Below are 16,383 nucleotides of genomic sequence, written 5' to 3'. Positions count from 1 at the left end.
GAAATTTTTGAGACTTTGCTTTTTTTACCAAATCGATGATAAGAAATTAGCTGCGCTGAACCACTACGTTAGTCTTTTAAATAAATAATAAAAATAACCAATAAAAAATATATTCTATAAAACGAATATTCCGGATCAATGGCAAGAATTTTTGGAATAAGCGATTCTCAGCGATTACAATAATAATGCTTAATCTGAAAGTTTAGTTGCCTTCCTACGACCCTTTAGTATCTTTACAAAAATCCTTCCTTTACGATGAAAATACAAAATTCTGTTTTACTGCTAGTTTACGTCACAACACTTCTCGCCTGCAACACCAAAACCACTAAAATCACAGATACTCCCTCAGCTGAAAAAGAAACGGCGCCTATTCAACTATCTAAGGCCGAAACCCTTTTAAACCAAACTCTTGAAGCCCATGGAGGTTCTTTATACGACTCGGCCCACTATCAATTTGTTTTTAGAGACAACACCTATCAATTTAAAAATGCCGGCAAGGGGTATGAATACACAAAAACATCCAAAAAAGGAGCTACAGTCACCAAAGACCAACTTATAAATGGCGTATTCTCCCGAACGGTAAATGGCGAACCTATCGATTTAAACGAAAAAGACACAAAAAGTGCTACCAACTCGCTAAACTCTGTAATCTACTTTGCAACCCTGCCACATAAATTGCTCGATACAGCAGTAAAAACATCCTACCTTGGAGAGACCACTATTAAGGAAGAAAACTATAGTATTTTAGGAGTCACCTTTGTACAAGAAGGCGGCGGTAAAGATTTTGACGACGAATACCACTACTGGATTAACACCGCAGCCCATAAAATAGACTATCTGGCATATAACTATACCGTTGACGAAGGTGGCGTTAGATTTAGAAGCGCATATAACACCCGAGTCATAACCGGCATTACCTTCCAAGACTATATTAATTACAAGGCAGCAATAGGCACTCCCTTGGTAGCATTACCCGGTCTTTATGAGGCCGGAGAACTAAAAGAACTGTCTAGAATAGAGACAGAGAACATCATTAACATCAATGGCAAATAACAATTGAAATGTTGCTTTAGTACCCTTCTATTCGCAATTCCCTACTAGCATCGTTTATGCCCCGGCCTTAGCACTTGGCTTGATATTCTGATTTACACTAAACAGATTATTAGGATCAAAGGCCTTTTTTATTGCTGCCAATCGCTCGTAATTGTGTTTATAACTCGCTTTTACACGCTCCTGCCCCTCATCCATCATAAAGTTGGAATACGCTCCCCCAGAGGAATACGGATGCAGGGCTTCCCAATAGGCTTTGCACCAATTGGTGATTTTATCGGCATTTTTTGGATCGGGGTCTACTCCTACAATAACCCCTGCATATTTGGCATCTCTATATGCCCAGGGAGTTGCTTCGGGCGTCACTCTGCTTGCTGCACCACTAATAGGATACAAATGCATTTGCGATAAGGGAGTGGGAATATTCGACCCGAATTTTAAATGCTGGGCGCTTAATTCTGGGCCTAATTCTTTAAAAAAGTCGGCTCTCCAATACCATTGCAATCCATGAGGAAATAAACCATCAAACAAGGTTTGTATATTTGGATAGGGCATTTCACCCACATGTTCGAATATGGGGTTTTTGGCTAAAATAGGCTTGAACACCTCCTTTGCTTTCTCCATATCGCCGGTATAACACCAAACAATGCCACAAAATGCCTTGTTGTGTAAAGACTCCGGAAAGGGAGCCCCGGGAATCACCATGGTGGCTATAAACCCGTTTAGGTCGTCCGGCGCGTTGTTTATAAACTCGTGGTACCATGCCATAATCTCTTCGGTTTGCTCAATAGGCCAAAGGGTTGGTCCACCATATACCGTCTTTACTTTATGGGCTTGAAATTTAAAGGAAGTAACCACGCCAAAATTTCCGCCGCCACCTCTAATAGCCCAAAACAAATCGGTGTTTTGCTTGGCATTTACGGTGACGAAAGAACCATCGGCCAAAACCATATCGGCTTCCAGTAAATTATCGATTGTCAAACCGTATTTTCTGGAAAGATGCCCAACGCCGCCACCCAGTGTTAACCCACCAACTCCTGTAGTGGAAATAATCCCTGCCGGAACGGCTAGTCCAAACGCATGTGTGGCATGATCTACTTCGCCCCAGAGGTTGCCTCCCCCTACTCGTACCGTATTATTAGAAACATCGACTCTCACAAACTTAATTCCCGAGAGATCAATTACCAATCCGCCGTCACAAAGGCCTAGTCCGCCGCCATTATGCCCGCCGCCTCTAATTGCTACCAGCAAATTGTTTTCTCTTCCAAAATTCACCGAGGCGATAACATCGGCAACATCCACGCACATGGCAAATAGTCCCGGACGTTTATCGATCATTCCGTTGTACACCTTTCGTGTGCTATTGTACTCTTCGCTGTTAGACATTACAATTTTACCTCTTAACTGGGCGGCAAATGCATCTATTACTTTGGGGTCTAAATTTTTTACTAAAGTTGACATCTTATTTGATTTTACTATTGGTTATACTTCTTACTTGGCAATTATCATATCTTTTAAAGACCAGAGGATTGCCAATACATCTTTTTTAGATTCTTCCGAAACCGAATTTTTATCCAAGGCCAGAAAAATATCGTCTATGACGTGTAAATATTCACTCGGACTAATATTCATTCCGGTATGAGTGGTTATCATATCTTTCCCCGAATAAGCCTCGGGGCCTCCGCTGCCGGCACAAAAGAAATCGACTGTATGTTGTTTGATCACAGCCAAACGTTTGGGCTGCTCATGATAAGGCAAAAATCTGGCACTTACAGCCGGATTATTCATATGTGCCGCAACAGTATCGTCTACTATTAATGTGATACCTTCTTTACCTCCTAGGCGTTCATAAAGTGTTTTTGTCATGGTCTGTCGTTTTAATGATAACCCAAAACTAAAGAGACAAAAAATGATACACCGCTACAATTAATTCAAAAAAGTAGAATTTTGAATCATTTTAAAAAATAGAGACTAAGGAAACTAAATTAATGCTGACGGGAATATTTTGAAGGCAGTATCCCATAGGTGTCCATGAAGCATTTGGAGAAATAGGCAGCGCTGTTAAAGCCGGTATTAAAGGCAATTTCAGAAATATTGTCTTCCTTTTTATGTAGCAATTCTAACGCCTTCTGCAAACGATACGCTTTTATAAAACTATTGGGAGACATGCCAGTTACGGAAATCATTTTACGGTAGAGTTGCGACTTGCTGTAGCCCAGTTTCTTGCCAAAACTCCCTGCGTTAAAGCTCGGATTTGCCCATTCTTTTTCGGTGTACTCCATCAGCGTAGTTAGAAACTTTTCCTCGGAAGGGGTAAGTGCAAAAACAAGTTTTTTGTCGATTGCAATGTTTAAATTCTCACTTTCATACAATTCTTTTACTTCTGAAGAGATTACAACTTTCCCCTTTTCAATATTCGTAAAATGGGCTGCCAATTTTATGGTGTCTTCAAAAAGCCCTTCCTTTTCGGTTACAGGAATACCTACATGTAGGCCAATGTTTGTTTTAAGATGCGCACTGTGAGTTATAGAAAGTTGTTGCAACGCTAGGGCGCATATTACTGCATTGGTAACAGAATTAAAAGAAGTTAAAAAATAATCCGGTTTTTGCTTGACAATTCGCCCCGTATGCTTCTTAATGCAATCGACTATAGCCCCGTTGTACTTTTTTATATCTGTATTTAATTGTTTGGCTACCGCCTCTCTTAAGGTTGTTTTTTGAAAACCAAGGATGAGTATTGTTCTAAAGGCAGGATCATTAATAATGTTGAGTTCTGTTTTTAGCGACTTTACTGGATCTTCAATTCTACCTAAAAACGATTCTACAATGGCGCTGTCAACTTCTATTATTTGATGAGGCACGGTGCCATGAGCATGATTGTGCATTTCTTGCAATGCCTTTTTATTGGGAGCATTAATTAAACAAAAGGCAGTTCTTCTTTTTTCGTCACACCAATATGTCATCCCCTTGCAGCCGTATAAGTGCTCAATTTTTAGGTCTTCACGATGCATTTGCGCCACATGCTCTGCGGTGATTTCTTCCGGGATATCGTGGCGATCCATATAGATGGGCATAGCGTGCTAATTTTCCACAAGTTAGGAAATTCTAAGCATTTTGCATACACTTAACTTTTCTCCACTCCTACAAGACAAAAAACCCAACACACACTTTCGCGCATACCGGGTTTTAATTTTTAAAAATGTAGTTGCTGATTAGCTTTTTAACGACTTCATATCGATCACAAAACGGTATTTCACGTCGCTTTTCAGCATACGCTCATAAGCCGTGTTGATATACTGCATGGGGATCACTTCTACGTCTGGGGTGATGTTGTGCTTCCCGCAAAAGTCCAGTAATTCCTGAGTTTCGGCAATCCCACCAATTAAAGACCCCGCCACCGATTTACGCCCCATGATCATTGGGACGGTCACCAACATCGGGTCCAGCGGCCCTAAATAACCTACCACTACCAGTGTCCCGCCGGTGTTTAATGTGCCTACATAGGCGTTTAAGTCGTGTGCATAGGGCACAGTATCGATAATTACATCAAATTGTCCCGATGCCTTTTCCATTTGAGCGTCGTCCGTGGAAAGTATCACCTCGTGAGCACCCAGGGCTATGGCATCAGCATTCTTGTTGGTGGAGCGCGAAAACAAACTAACGTGTGCGCCCATGGCGTGGGCTAATTTTATGGCCATATGGCCCAGTCCGCCCAGACCTACTACCGCCACCTTACTCCCTTTGCCTACCTTCCAGTGTTTCAACGGCGACCAGACGGTAATGCCGGCACATAAGACCGGAGCAACGCCTGCCTTGTCCAGATTTTCCGGGACGCGTAGCACAAAGGCTTCGTCTACCACAATACTTTCGGAATAGCCCCCATGGGTAGTGGTGTCTAAATGTTTGTCGTACCCCCGAAGGTGCCCACCCACTCGGGGCAGTATTGTTCCAAATCGTTTTTACAGTTGTTACAGCTACGACAAGAATCGACCAGGCAGCCAACCGCCACCAGATCCCCTTTTTTGTATTTTGTTACGCTGTCCCCTACCCGCGTAACCGTGCCTACGATCTCATGACCGGGCACCACGGGATATTGGGTCATGCCCCAATCGTTTTTCGCAAAATGCAAATCGGAATGACAGACGCCACAATACAATATATCTATCTCTACATCTTTTGCCATTACTGCTCTACGCGGAATATCCATCTGCTTTAAAGAGGCATCGGCAGCTTTTGTACCGTAGGCTTTTACTTGTGTTGTATTCATTTCGATTCTATTATTTGGTTAGTTTATCGGCTTCGTGCCCATACTTTTAAAGATACGATAAAATAATGTGGAATTTTTGGAAGAAACTTCCGTTTAAAAATTTTTAAAACACTTATAAATAAGTGCGTATATTGTGTCCATAAGCACCATCAATTGAAAAAAGACACTTTAAAATCATTTTTAACCGGCTTTGGAATCCTTGCCGTCGTATTATCACTCTTTCCTTATGTTGCGGTAGATTATTGGTGGATCCGGATATTCGATTTCCCGCATCTGCAGCTCACTTTTCTTACGCTCATTGCCTTACTGGTGTATATGATACGTTTCAATTTTAAGGAATGGCGGGATTATGCCTTTAGTATAGTGCTTATAGCGTGCTTTCTGTTTCAGTTTACGAAAATTCTACCCTACACCGTCTTTGGTCCGTTCGAAATGGAGAATGCCACCAACACAGCTGCCCCGGGGCTAACGCTTTACACTTCGAATGTATATCAGGAGAATACAAAATACGAGGCACTTTGTGAGCAGATCAATACATACAATGCCGATTTGCTGTTATTCACCGAAACCAATATGCCGTGGATGCAACGTATTAAAAAGGAAGTGGATTCCAACTATTCACATCAGGTGGAAGTCCCCCTGGACAATACCTACGGAATGTTGTTCTATTCAAAATTACCGCTGTTCGACACCCACGTAAAATATCTGGTAAGTGACAGTATTCCATCTATCCATACCAAGGTACTTCTCACTGCCAACGATACGATCCAAATTTTCGCCATTCATCCTACTCCGCCTATGCCGCAGGAGAATCCCATGAGTACCGACAGGGACGCCGAAATGATGCTCATTGCCAAATTGGCGTTAGAATCGAAGTATCCGGTAATTGTAATTGGAGATTTTAACGATGTTGCCTGGTCAAGAACTTCCATTCTGTTTCAGCAGGTGAGCAGGTTACTGGATGTGAGAAAAGGGAGGGGTTTGTTTAATACGTTTAATGCCAACAACCCAATTATGCGTTGGCCTTTGGATCATATTTTTATTTCTGCCCATTTTAAGCTGAAGCACATTGAAAAGGGTGACGATGTGCATTCAGATCATTTTCCGCTATTTACCTCTTTGAGCTTTGAGCCTGAAAGCAAAGCATCACACCAACGCCCTTACCCTTCGGAGGAAGAGTTGGAAAGCGCTCAGAAACAGATCGATAATTTTTATGACTCGCTGCAGGATTAATTAAATTCCGCTTGATTTTCTACGTAATAATTTCATTCGTGTTCCTTAGAAGTACTTTTTAAAACACAATCACCGTCTTCCCGATACTTTTACCGGACTCTTGTAGTTTGTGTGCTTCTTTTAAGTTATCTACCGTAAATCCGTTTAGGGTAGTCGACAGTGTTGTGATGAGCACTCCCTGCTCCAATAAATCGCCAATATGATTTAAAATAGAAGCTTGTCGCTCCATATCATGAGTTGTAAACATAGAACGGGTATACATTAGTTCCCATGTTAAGGTGATACTCTTATCTTTCAGCAGATTAATGTCCAACGGCTTCTTACTGCCGGTGATGGTAACAATATGTCCTTGAGGCTTTATAATATCGATCGCTGTTTCCCAATACGCTTCCATACTCACAAAGTCTAAAATATAATCTACTTCGCCATGCCCTATTTTGTTTAATTCTTCCTTTAGATTGTGATGATTTACCACGAAATCGGCGCCCAATTTCTTACACCAATCTTTAGAATCCTCCCTCGAGGCGGTTGCAATTACAGTAAGATTCCCGATTTTTTTAGCCAGCTGAATGGCAATTGAACCTACTCCCCCTGCCCCGGCAAGAATGAGTACTGTTTTACCTTTGTCGGTTTCGGGATTAATCTTTATACGGTCGAAAAGTGCTTCGTAGGCTGTGAGACCCGTTAACGGAATGGCTGCTGCTTCGGCTAGGCTTAAGTTTTTGGGCTTTCTGCCCACAATTCGTTCATCTATCAATTGATATTCGGCGTTGCTCCCGGGGCGTGTGATATCACCTGCGTAATACACCTTATCTCCCACTTTAAATGTGGTAGTTTGTTCCCCTACACCTTCCACGGTTCCAACTGCATCCCAACCAATAATTTTGGGTATTTCCAATACGATGTCCTTTGCGGCGTTTTGTCTCACTTTAAAATCTACCGGATTTACCGAAATCGCTTCAATTTTTACTAATAAGTCGAAGCCGGAAGGGCTTGGTTTTTCAGTTTCAAACGCTATCAAGCTTTCCTTGTCTGTAATGGGTAATGATTGTTTAAATCCTATTGCTTTCATCTTTATCCTGTGATATATTCTGTAACTGGTTTGCTTTAATTTTAACTATCAAAAGTATAGTGACAAAAGTATAGATAGTATTTATATCTCGCAATAACGGTCAAAAAGGATAGTACACTATTTTAGTGTTATTCTTTATTACTTATTTGATATTGAGATGTTTAAAGGTAATAATTTTTACTATAAAAAGTATAGTTGTATACTAATCTATAGTGTTGTAGCTTTGTGATATATAATCCAAATACAATGATGGCCAAATCGAAACAGCGCCTTATAAAATACAACGACAAGCTCTTCTCTTGTTCCACCAGTATTGCCATGGAATTTATAGGTGGGAAATGGAAAAGTGTGATTTTAATTTATCTGATTGATGGTAAAAAGCGCTACAATGAATTACATAAATTAATTTCAACCATCACAGAGCGTACTCTTAGTTTACAGTTGAAACAATTGGAAAAGGATGGGTTGATTTCCAGAAATGTGTATACAAAAAAACCGCCTTTAAAAGTAGAATACGCGTTGACACCTTTTGGCGAAAGTTTAGCTCCTGTATTGACCTCCATCGCCGAATGGGGAAAGCTCGCTGTGACCGAAAAAGGAGAAATGATAGAAGCGGCCGGGTAATAGTTTTCCGGTAATCCCCTACTTTAGTATGTCCCTGATTCCCTTAATTTTATGCGCCTTTGAAGCTGAATAGTAAAACTCAGCGTGTGAAGTTGCACCAAATATCGTAGCTTCACCTCTTAAACCCATTCAAAGTGCATCCTAATAATATTCACGCCGCGCCGTACAATTTTACAGCCTTAATCAAGACACATCCACCTTTACAAGAATATGTGTATAAAGGGCAGGCAGGTTTAGACACCGTTAATTTTTCCGATAACAAGGCGGTGCTACACCTTAACAAAGCGCTGCTGCTGCATCATTACAATTTAACCGACTGGAACATCCCGCCATACTATCTCTGTCCTCCTATTCCCGGAAGAGCAGATTATATTCATCATATTAACGATTTACTTCCAAAAGGAGGGAAACCTTCGGCTATTAAAGGTCTGGACATAGGTACAGGCGCCAACTGTGTGTATCCTATCCTTGCGACAAGAATCCATAATTGGCAGATGGTAGGTGTAGATATAAACCCTGCTGCGGTGGCAAACGCAATAAAAAATGTAAATGCTACTGAAGGCCTAAAAGACAGTATTGAAATAAGATATCAGGGCAACCATGCCCAAATATTTGAAGAGATTATTAAAAAGGGTGAGTACTTTCACTTTAGCATGTGCAATCCTCCCTTTCATACCTCCGAAGAAGAAGCGGTAAAGGGAACACTCCGAAAATTACGTAACCTTGGTGACGAGGCACCGCAACAGACCAAAAAAGAAATTGTCCTAAATTTTGGAGGTCAGGCGAATGAACTTTGGTGTAACGGTGGCGAAGCCTTGTTTATAAAGCGAATGATCAAGCAAAGTGTGTTGGTTAAAAGTCAGGTGGGATGGTTTACGACCCTGGTTTCCAAAAAAGAACACCTTCCGGCTATCTATAAACAATTAGACAAATTAAAGACGACCCATACCACCATTGCAATGGAACAAGGCAATAAGCAAAGCAGGATTGTTGCCTGGAAATTTTAGCAAAAATACAATTGACAAATTGTGATTTTAATTTATATAGGTACTTGCATACTCCCACCTATTGCCCTACCGGTACTCCGGGTTTTCAAAATTCCAATGGGTGCCGGCATCCCACTCACTTCTTGAATTACCGTAGGAAGGATATCCCCCATTCGATTTTAATAGGTTGGCCAAATGCAACAAGTTGTAGGTCATAAATGTTGTATTTCGGTTGGTGAAATCGGAATCGAATCCTATAGACGTTTTAAGTTTTTTGCCATTCCACTCTGTATCCCCATAACTAGGCCCCGGTCCTATATCACCCAGCCATCCGCAGTCGGCTTGTGGTGGAATGGAATACCCAACGTGCTGAAGGGCATATAAAATTCCCATAGCACAATGTTTTACGCCATCTTCATTTCCGGTAATTACGGTCCCCCCAACTTTCCCGTAAAAAAGATACTGTCCTTTCTCATTTGTTTGACCGCTCATGGAGTACAAACGCTCTATTAATTTTTGCGCTTCAGACGATTTCTCTCCGAGCCAAATAGGCGTTCCAATAACCAGTATATCGGCGGCAAATATTTTTGAAAAGAGCTCCGGCCACTCATCTTTCTCCCATCCCTGTGTTTTCATATCGGGATACACCCCGGATGCCACATCATGATCGATAAATCTTATTTCTTCTACCATCACATTTTCTTTTTTCATAATGGATTTGGAAACGTCCATTAGGGTGGAAGTATGACTTAGTGCCGGTGATTTTTTTAGGGTGCAGTTCACAAAAACTGCACTTAGATTGCTGAAGTTATTGTCTTTCATTTTTTCGGATTAGTGGTTACTATTACTAGGTGTATTAAGGATAAGGATTAATTACTCAATCAGGACCATCTTTAATAAGCGAAGCATCTACAGCACCTTCTTCAGTGAAGTAAAATAATACCACCGCAAACGATGAGCTATGTATTAGTAAGACGAATAACAGCGTGTGTACTTACATGTTACGAACATCACCTTCAAAAGATTCTTCACAGTGAGGTATTATAAAGACATTGCTGTATGCTTGCATTTTTTAGCGATAAAAGGTGTGCAATAAATTAGGTAGCATCTATCTCCAGGCTTCACCCAACTATCTCCAACTTATAGCCCACGCCATGTACATTGACCAGTTGAACTGTTTCGTCTTCCTGTAATTTCTTCCGAAGCTTTGAAACATAGGTATCCAGACTTCTGCCTACAAATACCCCGTGATCTTCCCATACCTTTTTGGTGAGTTCATCCCGACTGACAATCTGATTGAGGTTTGCAACAAATATTTCCAGTAGCTCACATTCTTTTCTTGAAAGATTTATTTCATTTGGTTTTTTTACTAATTTATTCTGACCGGGATAAAACTGAAAGCTACCTATTTCGGTATAGTTAGGATTAACATCTTCGGTAGGAATGTTTGCCTTTCTTTTGCTGAAAAAAACTTCATATAAAAAAAGAAAAACAGCTCCCATAAAAACCAATAGCAAGAGTTTATTCCCGGTCGACAGCACCGAAGCTGAAGTAATATCGGTGAATCTAAAGTCGATTGTATAACAGTTTTCAGGCAAAATACGTCCGCCGCATGGAATAATACTCAGTTCTTCGTTATTTTTCATTTCATAACTATAGGCAACTTCTTGGGTTTCACACTCTAGTACTTCCACCAGGTAGTTTTCGGGAAGTTCTCCTTTCTGAAGGCTTTCACGGGTTATTGAAACCAGGTCGGTGGGGTCAAATGAAAGTTGCTTTTGAAAAGAAAGTTGATATTTTGACTGTGTAATTTGAATCACAGGTTGGACCAGGGAAGTACTGTCGTTATTGGCCAGCAAGAGTTGATTCCCAATATCCCGAAGCGAAATTTTAGCCCGTTCGGCGAAGATGTCCTTCTTCCTATCCGAATTTAAAAGTCCCACTGCGAAAACAATCAGGACTAGTATGGCAACCAGTATGTAAATCTTTTTTCTACTCATAGCTTGTGTAAATAACATACAATTTCAATCTTTTCACAAGGGTTCACACTTCTTTTACAATTTTTTGACATTTCGGCGGAGGCATCCCTCTAGTTTTACCTGAATATAAATCTCTAAACGTATTACTATGAAGAAACACATCTCAAGTATCATTTTTGCAATTTTTACGGTAGCATTTCTCAATGCTCAGGAAAACATCACTTTAAACTCATCAAAAAGTGAATTAAAATGGTCCTGTGACTACACCTTTTATTTTGGAGGGCATAACGGTACCATTTCATTTAAAGAAGGACATCTTATTAAAACCAAGGACGTACTTACCGGAGGTTCATTCATCATCGACATGCATTCTATTGTAAATCTGGACATTGAGAAGGAAGAGGGCAAAAAAGACCTGGTCGAGCATTTAAAAAATGAAGACTTTTTTGATGTGAAACTATATCCAACAGCAAAATTGGTGATCACAGACGTATTTTATCACGATAGCACCCACTTGGAAATAAAAGCCGATCTTACCATAAAAGGAAAAACCAACCCGATTAAATTTCAGGCGGAAGTGAATTACGAAAAATTACAAATGACGACCAGGTTTAAAATAAATCGAACGCTCTGGGGGGTTATCTACAGCAGCAGCTTAATGGACAATTCCATCTCTGACGGCATTGGCTTTGAAGCCGATCTGCGGTTTACAATCAACTCCAAATAAATTGCAAGATCATAAATTAAACCAATCCCGAATGAAAAAAACATTTTTACGCACAGCTTTGCTATTATTCTCGATTGTGGCAGTGAGTCAGCAAAACGAAAACTTAAATTTATTAAAAGCTGATAGTACCTGGACTAAGGAAATTTTTCAATTCCCTATACATTTTGCACCGGAGATAGATTTCGAAGGATTTGAAGACGCAAGATTTCCTGCAGGGTGGGGAAAACCGGACAGTCCGTTTTTTTGGTCCTATGTCTTTGCATGGAAATTTAATCGCACTACCAATCTAACTGAAAATGAACTGCAAACGTATTTGCAATACTATTTCGATGGCTTAATGAATGTGGTTAATAAGGATAAAACCATTGTACCTCCTGGAACCATTGCCGTGATTCGTAAAAGTGAAGATGCAAAATCGGAAACTACTTTCGAAGGAAAGGTTACTATTTACGACGCCTTTCGAACTAAAAAAGAGCTGCAACTAAATGTACTTATCAATCAGGATTTGTGTGAAGAGACATTACAATCGATTGTGGTCTTTCGGTTTTCACCCGCGGAATTTGAAAGTGGTGTATGGCAAACCCTGAATGGAATTACCCTTAGTCCGGATAATTGCGACTTGTAAGTGTAGTTTAGGGATAATATTTTGAAAAAGAATAATCATAAAAAAAGCCATCGTAAAACGATGGCTTTTAATTTTATAGGAATTCGATACTTAGATCAAACTCACTTTTACGGCGCTTAGGCCCTTGTCTCCTTTTTCTACGTCGAATTTTACTTCGTCATTTTCTCTGATGTCATCGATAAGATTTGTTGAATGAACAAAAATTTCTTCATTTGTGTCTTTCATGGTTATAAAACCAAATCCTTTTGCGTTGTTAAAAAACTTTACTGTACCTTCTTTCATTGTTGTTACTTTATTGTTATTTATTAATTTGTGTATAAATTGTTTTATCATTTTTAAATATTAAAATTATTTTGGAAGGGCATTTTCTTCAGCCTTCACTCCGGTCTATCAACCGTTAACAGTAGTTAAGCACACACTAGCTTAGCCATAACTTATACCGAACGACTATCGTGGTATTGAAGGAAGCAAAAGATTGTTTAAAATTGAGGGAAGATTAAAAAAAGAGAAGCTTACTCGGTTGATTTGCACCAAAAGTAGACTAATTAAACGGGGGTTTGCACAATTAAATGTTAAAGTATTGATTTCACTCTAATCGCTAAATTATTTTATCTCAGTATTTTAGTGCTTTTAGCCTATGTTCTATTCTTTCATTTTTACGTTAATTTCGGGGGCACCCACTAATTCAAAAGTGGCTGAAGCAAATTTAATTTCACCTTTGGTTGCATCTATAGCTGTAAGTAGTTTGGTGTATAGTGCGGTTTTGGTAGCTCTCCTTCTTTTATAATCCACCACATAGCGTAAGGTGAATTCTACCCAGTTATCATTGGCAATCAGTGAGACCATGGGTTCGGTTTGGGCTTCTTCCAGGCGGTATTTACTTTTTAACTCGTTCCATCCTACTCTGGATTTGGACGAAATATCCCCGGCAACCTCATTCCCTACTTGGAGCATTATTTCTTTGACCTTTTCATAATTGCTCCCGTATTGAATAGGGAGTTTTATTTCATCCCACAAAAAAGGAAATTCTCCCGAATAATTAAAAACCGGTTCCTTAAAAACATAGCTGTTGGCAATTAACACGATACGTCCGTTGTATAAATCACCATCCACCCACTGCCCTGTTTCCATCAGGGTAGTGCGCAACACTCCTATGTCCATCACGTCGCCTTTGATGCCTCCCAACTGCACCCTGTCACCCGATTTGTAAAAACCCCCAAATACAATGGCAAGCCAACCTGCAAAGGAGGTAATCACCTCCTGGAGTGAAAAGGCAATTCCGGCACCTGCAACTCCTAATGCGACCGTAAGTCCGCCCAATTTGTTACTAAACACAACTGTAATTAATACAACCGATAAGAAGAAACCTATAAAACTGCCAAACTTTTTGGCTCGATACCTACTGCTGTTCTCTTTGATTTTTGAAAGCAGATTTCGCTGTAAGACTCGTATTAACAACCATATTATTAATATCCCAATGACTACTGTGGCAATTTTCCCTACTGTGGGATTAAATAATATCTCTTTTATTTGTTCTTCCATTATAATTCCACTTTAAGTGAGCTATTTACAGTAATGTTTTAAATATATCAGGTAACGGAATACGTTAGGTGCAATGATATGCCAGTTCTTATCGAACAGGTAATTTTATAAACGAACTGTATTTATCTGAATGGTGAACCGTATTCTTGGCTACGACACCTTCCGATTCGTCATAATTCTTCCCTCCTGTATTTAGGTTTCGTGCAAAACGCGGAAAGTTACTGCTCGAAACTTCAATCCGAATGCGATGCCCTTTTTCGAAGTAATTACTGGTAGACATAGGCGTAAGATCTACTTTATAGACCTTTCCTTTTTCCATAAATACCTCTTTGTCATATCCTTCACGGTACCGCACCCGCTGAATGGTTTCATCCAGATTGTAAGCGGTCCCGTCGGGATAGACATCGATAAGCTTAATGGTGAAATCGGTGTCTTTTGCATCGGAAGAGACAAAAAGAGTGGCTTCTATAAAGCCGCTAACCTCTACCCCTTCTTTAAGCGGTTCGGTGGTGTATACTAAAATATCTTCCCGTTTTTCCATTTCCCGCTGATCGAACGCTCCGCCTTCAACGGCATTTCCCGTACAACAAACGTTTCCACCATGTGATAGTACGGGATTCATTGGATCGTAGGTAAAGGTATCCGGATTATCTTTCTTCGGTTTCTTTGTAGAAAGGATGCCATCACCGGACCCGGTATTGGCCTTGCCTCCGCTATTCAAATAGTAGGTTACCATTTTGGTATCTGCGGGTGGCCATTCATTGGCGCTTTGCCATTTGTTGCTCCCCATGGTGTAATACTGTACTCGTGGAGTTGTAGTTTTAAAATCGTTGGCATCTCCTTTCAGCCAGAGATCGAACCATTTGGTGATCTGTTCATCGTAATCGAGACGGGCATCACCTACGCTTCGTTCGCCTACCATTGTATTTTCGGTAGCGCGTGTATAACGACAATGTAATGTAGGGGCAATCACCAAATACTGATTGTCTCTGGTTTTAAGATCCTTACTGTTATTGCGCACATGGTTGAATAATGCCAGATTCGGACTTACAGAAACATCGTACCAAGAAGCAAACCAAAAACTCGGAATATTAATTTCCATAGAATCGTGATACAAACCACCTGTAAACCAATCGGGGTGATTGGGGGTGCGGCGCACCATCTTGTCGAAAATCTCTCGCTTTCCGTTCATATTGACCAACATATCCTGAATTGGAAGATGACTTAGAGCCTTGAACATATCTATTTCGGGATTTTCGGGAGCCAGGTCGTAGAATCGGGAAATTCGTATTAGATCTTCCTGAGTAGCTCCCGCAGGTATGCGGGGTTTAAATTTATCGTGCTCCACTCCGTATAACCATGCGAAAAATAATAATTGTTCTGCTCCTCCCCGGTACCAATTACCTTGTTCGTAGTATTCTCCAACTGTACCAACCCCGGCACCATAGGCCTGAGGCACCATGGCAGCAAAGGATGGATGATCTAAGGCCGCAACAGCCATCTGCCATTCGGCTGTGGAAGAGCATCCTATAGCACCAATTTTTCCGTTGGACCATGTCTGATTTTTCATCCAGCTAAAGGCATCGTATCCATCGGTTAGCGGAACACCTAATATGTCCCATTCGCCTTCAGAAAAATAACGTCCTCGTTCGTTCTGCACCACATAGGCATAGCCTTTCTTTACCCAATCGTAGGCAGTTTCGGCTGTTCTTGTTTTTTGTTCTCCGTCACCCCAGGAGTTAAAATTATAGGGAGTACGTGAAAAAATAATAGGAACTTTGGCATCTGTTTTCGGTCGGTAAATATCGGTAGCGAGTCGCACACCGTCCCGCATGGGCATCATTACTTTTTGATCGACAACTGCAATTTCTTCCAGTTTCTTAAAGATGTCTTCCTGGGCATACAGGCTGTGGGTAGAAACAAATAAAAATAGTACTACGAGAGAGGTAAATAATTTAAATTTCATAGGTGGAGTGCTGGTTGAAAAAAATGAAATTTAAAGGTAAAGAAAATTCCGAAGAGAAACCCCTTCGGAATTGATTTATAGCTGTAAGCTTTTGGCAGTAGGTTTTAAGTTTAAAGTAAATTAATTACTTTTCACTAATCATTAATCACTAATCACTAATCACTTAATTAACCAATCCCTATTCACCGCTCACGATTTACGACTTACGATTTACGACTTACGATTTACGACTTACGATTTACGATTTACGAATTTAAAGATCAATAAGTTTCCCAATTAGCTATTCCCTCTTCCCTCTTCGCTTTTCCCTTC

General features: G+C 40.4%; 15 protein-coding genes and 1 pseudogene. 6 read left to right on the top strand and 10 right to left on the bottom strand.

Annotated elements, in window-relative coordinates:
• Positions 1-255 precede the first annotated feature (255 nt).
• On the top strand, positions 256-1,053 hold the full coding sequence (locus ATE92_RS11520) for a DUF6503 family protein (protein ID WP_100803861.1): 798 nt from the start codon (positions 256-258) through the stop codon (positions 1,051-1,053).
• 54 nt (positions 1,054-1,107) lie between these two features.
• On the opposite strand, the gene ATE92_RS11515 is transcribed toward ATE92_RS11520, so the two are convergent.
• From ATE92_RS11515 to ATE92_RS11500, 4 genes and pseudogenes are all read right to left on the bottom strand, one after another.
• The gene (locus ATE92_RS11515; RefSeq protein WP_100803860.1) at positions 1,108-2,511 is read right to left on the bottom strand and encodes an FAD-binding oxidoreductase; all 1,404 of its coding nucleotides are present in this window, start codon (positions 2,509-2,511) and stop codon (positions 1,108-1,110) included.
• A gap of 30 nt (positions 2,512-2,541) precedes the next feature.
• Positions 2,542-2,916, bottom strand: coding sequence for a group 1 truncated hemoglobin (locus ATE92_RS11510; protein WP_100803859.1), 375 nt, complete (start codon positions 2,914-2,916; stop codon positions 2,542-2,544).
• 119 nt (positions 2,917-3,035) lie between these two features.
• Entirely contained in the window at positions 3,036-4,124 is a 1,089-nt protein-coding gene (locus ATE92_RS11505; RefSeq protein WP_100803858.1) for a nickel-binding protein, read from the bottom strand.
• Between the two features lie 138 nt (positions 4,125-4,262).
• A pseudogene (locus ATE92_RS11500) lies at positions 4,263-5,317 on the bottom strand (NAD(P)-dependent alcohol dehydrogenase).
• Between the two features lie 153 nt (positions 5,318-5,470).
• Between ATE92_RS11500 and ATE92_RS11495 the strand changes: the two are divergent.
• Positions 5,471-6,550, top strand: a complete 1,080-nt coding sequence (locus ATE92_RS11495; RefSeq protein ID WP_100803857.1) for an endonuclease/exonuclease/phosphatase family protein — start codon at positions 5,471-5,473, stop codon at positions 6,548-6,550.
• Between the two features lie 58 nt (positions 6,551-6,608).
• Here the strand turns inward: ATE92_RS11495 and ATE92_RS11490 are convergent, their stop codons facing one another.
• Entirely contained in the window at positions 6,609-7,622 is a 1,014-nt protein-coding gene (locus ATE92_RS11490) for a zinc-binding alcohol dehydrogenase family protein (protein WP_100803856.1), read from the bottom strand.
• Between the two features lie 246 nt (positions 7,623-7,868).
• Between ATE92_RS11490 and ATE92_RS11485 the strand changes: the two genes are divergently transcribed.
• Together ATE92_RS11485 and rlmF are read left to right on the top strand one after the other, a co-directional pair.
• Complete coding sequence (locus ATE92_RS11485; RefSeq protein WP_100803855.1) at positions 7,869-8,246, top strand: helix-turn-helix domain-containing protein; 378 nt, start codon at positions 7,869-7,871, stop codon at positions 8,244-8,246.
• Positions 8,247-8,380: 134 nt separating this feature from the next.
• Entirely contained in the window at positions 8,381-9,253 is an 873-nt protein-coding gene (rlmF, locus tag ATE92_RS11480; protein WP_100803854.1) for a 23S rRNA (adenine(1618)-N(6))-methyltransferase RlmF, read from the top strand.
• Between the two features lie 66 nt (positions 9,254-9,319).
• On the opposite strand, the gene ATE92_RS11475 is transcribed toward rlmF, so the two are convergent.
• Together ATE92_RS11475 and ATE92_RS11470 are read right to left on the bottom strand one after the other, a co-directional pair.
• Positions 9,320-10,054: a flavodoxin family protein gene (locus ATE92_RS11475; protein WP_100803853.1), complete on the bottom strand. Its 735-nt coding sequence runs from the start codon at positions 10,052-10,054 to the stop codon at positions 9,320-9,322.
• Between the two features lie 299 nt (positions 10,055-10,353).
• The gene (locus tag ATE92_RS11470) at positions 10,354-11,232 is read right to left on the bottom strand and encodes a winged helix-turn-helix domain-containing protein (protein WP_232729149.1); all 879 of its coding nucleotides are present in this window, start codon (positions 11,230-11,232) and stop codon (positions 10,354-10,356) included.
• 127 nt (positions 11,233-11,359) lie between these two features.
• Between ATE92_RS11470 and ATE92_RS11465 the strand changes: the two genes are divergently transcribed.
• Together ATE92_RS11465 and ATE92_RS11460 are read left to right on the top strand one after the other, a co-directional pair.
• Positions 11,360-11,938, top strand: coding sequence for a YceI family protein (locus ATE92_RS11465; protein WP_100803851.1), 579 nt, complete (start codon positions 11,360-11,362; stop codon positions 11,936-11,938).
• Positions 11,939-11,969: 31 nt separating this feature from the next.
• Positions 11,970-12,563, top strand: coding sequence for a hypothetical protein (locus tag ATE92_RS11460; RefSeq protein ID WP_100803850.1), 594 nt, complete (start codon positions 11,970-11,972; stop codon positions 12,561-12,563).
• 90 nt (positions 12,564-12,653) lie between these two features.
• Here ATE92_RS11460 and ATE92_RS11455 read toward each other — a convergent pair whose 3' ends face one another.
• From ATE92_RS11455 to ATE92_RS11445, 3 genes are all read right to left on the bottom strand, one after another.
• Entirely contained in the window at positions 12,654-12,845 is a 192-nt protein-coding gene (locus ATE92_RS11455; protein ID WP_100804421.1) for a cold-shock protein, read from the bottom strand.
• A 360-nt stretch (positions 12,846-13,205) separates the two neighbouring features.
• Complete coding sequence (locus ATE92_RS11450; protein ID WP_198515620.1) at positions 13,206-14,105, bottom strand: mechanosensitive ion channel family protein; 900 nt, start codon at positions 14,103-14,105, stop codon at positions 13,206-13,208.
• Between the two features lie 88 nt (positions 14,106-14,193).
• Positions 14,194-16,071, bottom strand: coding sequence for a CocE/NonD family hydrolase (locus ATE92_RS11445; protein ID WP_100803848.1), 1,878 nt, complete (start codon positions 16,069-16,071; stop codon positions 14,194-14,196).
• Positions 16,072-16,383 lie beyond the last annotated feature (312 nt).

Origin of the sequence: Ulvibacter sp. MAR_2010_11, assembly GCF_002813135.1 — a bacterium.
Classification (GTDB): Bacteria; Bacteroidota; Bacteroidia; order Flavobacteriales; family Flavobacteriaceae; genus Altibacter.
This window is presented reverse-complemented; position numbering and strand designations above follow the sequence as displayed.

What these genes read in the sequence shown, in the direction of transcription:
- ATE92_RS11445 (WP_100803848.1), bottom strand. Translation starts at nt 16,071, where the DNA reads ATGAAATTTAAATTATTTACCTCTCTCGTAGTACTATTTTTATTTGTT.
- ATE92_RS11455 (WP_100804421.1), bottom strand. Translation starts at nt 12,845, where the DNA reads ATGAAAGAAGGTACAGTAAAGTTTTTTAACAACGCAAAAGGATTTGGT.
- ATE92_RS11505 (WP_100803858.1), bottom strand. Translation starts at nt 4,124, where the DNA reads ATGCCCATCTATATGGATCGCCACGATATCCCGGAAGAAATCACCGCA.
- ATE92_RS11450 (WP_198515620.1), bottom strand. Translation starts at nt 14,105, where the DNA reads ATGGAAGAACAAATAAAAGAGATATTATTTAATCCCACAGTAGGGAAA.
- ATE92_RS11465 (WP_100803851.1), top strand. Translation starts at nt 11,360, where the DNA reads ATGAAGAAACACATCTCAAGTATCATTTTTGCAATTTTTACGGTAGCA.
- ATE92_RS11485 (WP_100803855.1), top strand. Translation starts at nt 7,869, where the DNA reads ATGATGGCCAAATCGAAACAGCGCCTTATAAAATACAACGACAAGCTC.
- ATE92_RS11470 (WP_232729149.1), bottom strand. Translation starts at nt 11,232, where the DNA reads ATGAGTAGAAAAAAGATTTACATACTGGTTGCCATACTAGTCCTGATT.
- ATE92_RS11460 (WP_100803850.1), top strand. Translation starts at nt 11,970, where the DNA reads ATGAAAAAAACATTTTTACGCACAGCTTTGCTATTATTCTCGATTGTG.
- ATE92_RS11475 (WP_100803853.1), bottom strand. Translation starts at nt 10,054, where the DNA reads ATGAAAGACAATAACTTCAGCAATCTAAGTGCAGTTTTTGTGAACTGC.
- ATE92_RS11515 (WP_100803860.1), bottom strand. Translation starts at nt 2,511, where the DNA reads ATGTCAACTTTAGTAAAAAATTTAGACCCCAAAGTAATAGATGCATTT.
- ATE92_RS11510 (WP_100803859.1), bottom strand. Translation starts at nt 2,916, where the DNA reads ATGACAAAAACACTTTATGAACGCCTAGGAGGTAAAGAAGGTATCACA.
- ATE92_RS11490 (WP_100803856.1), bottom strand. Translation starts at nt 7,622, where the DNA reads ATGAAAGCAATAGGATTTAAACAATCATTACCCATTACAGACAAGGAA.
- ATE92_RS11520 (WP_100803861.1), top strand. Translation starts at nt 256, where the DNA reads ATGAAAATACAAAATTCTGTTTTACTGCTAGTTTACGTCACAACACTT.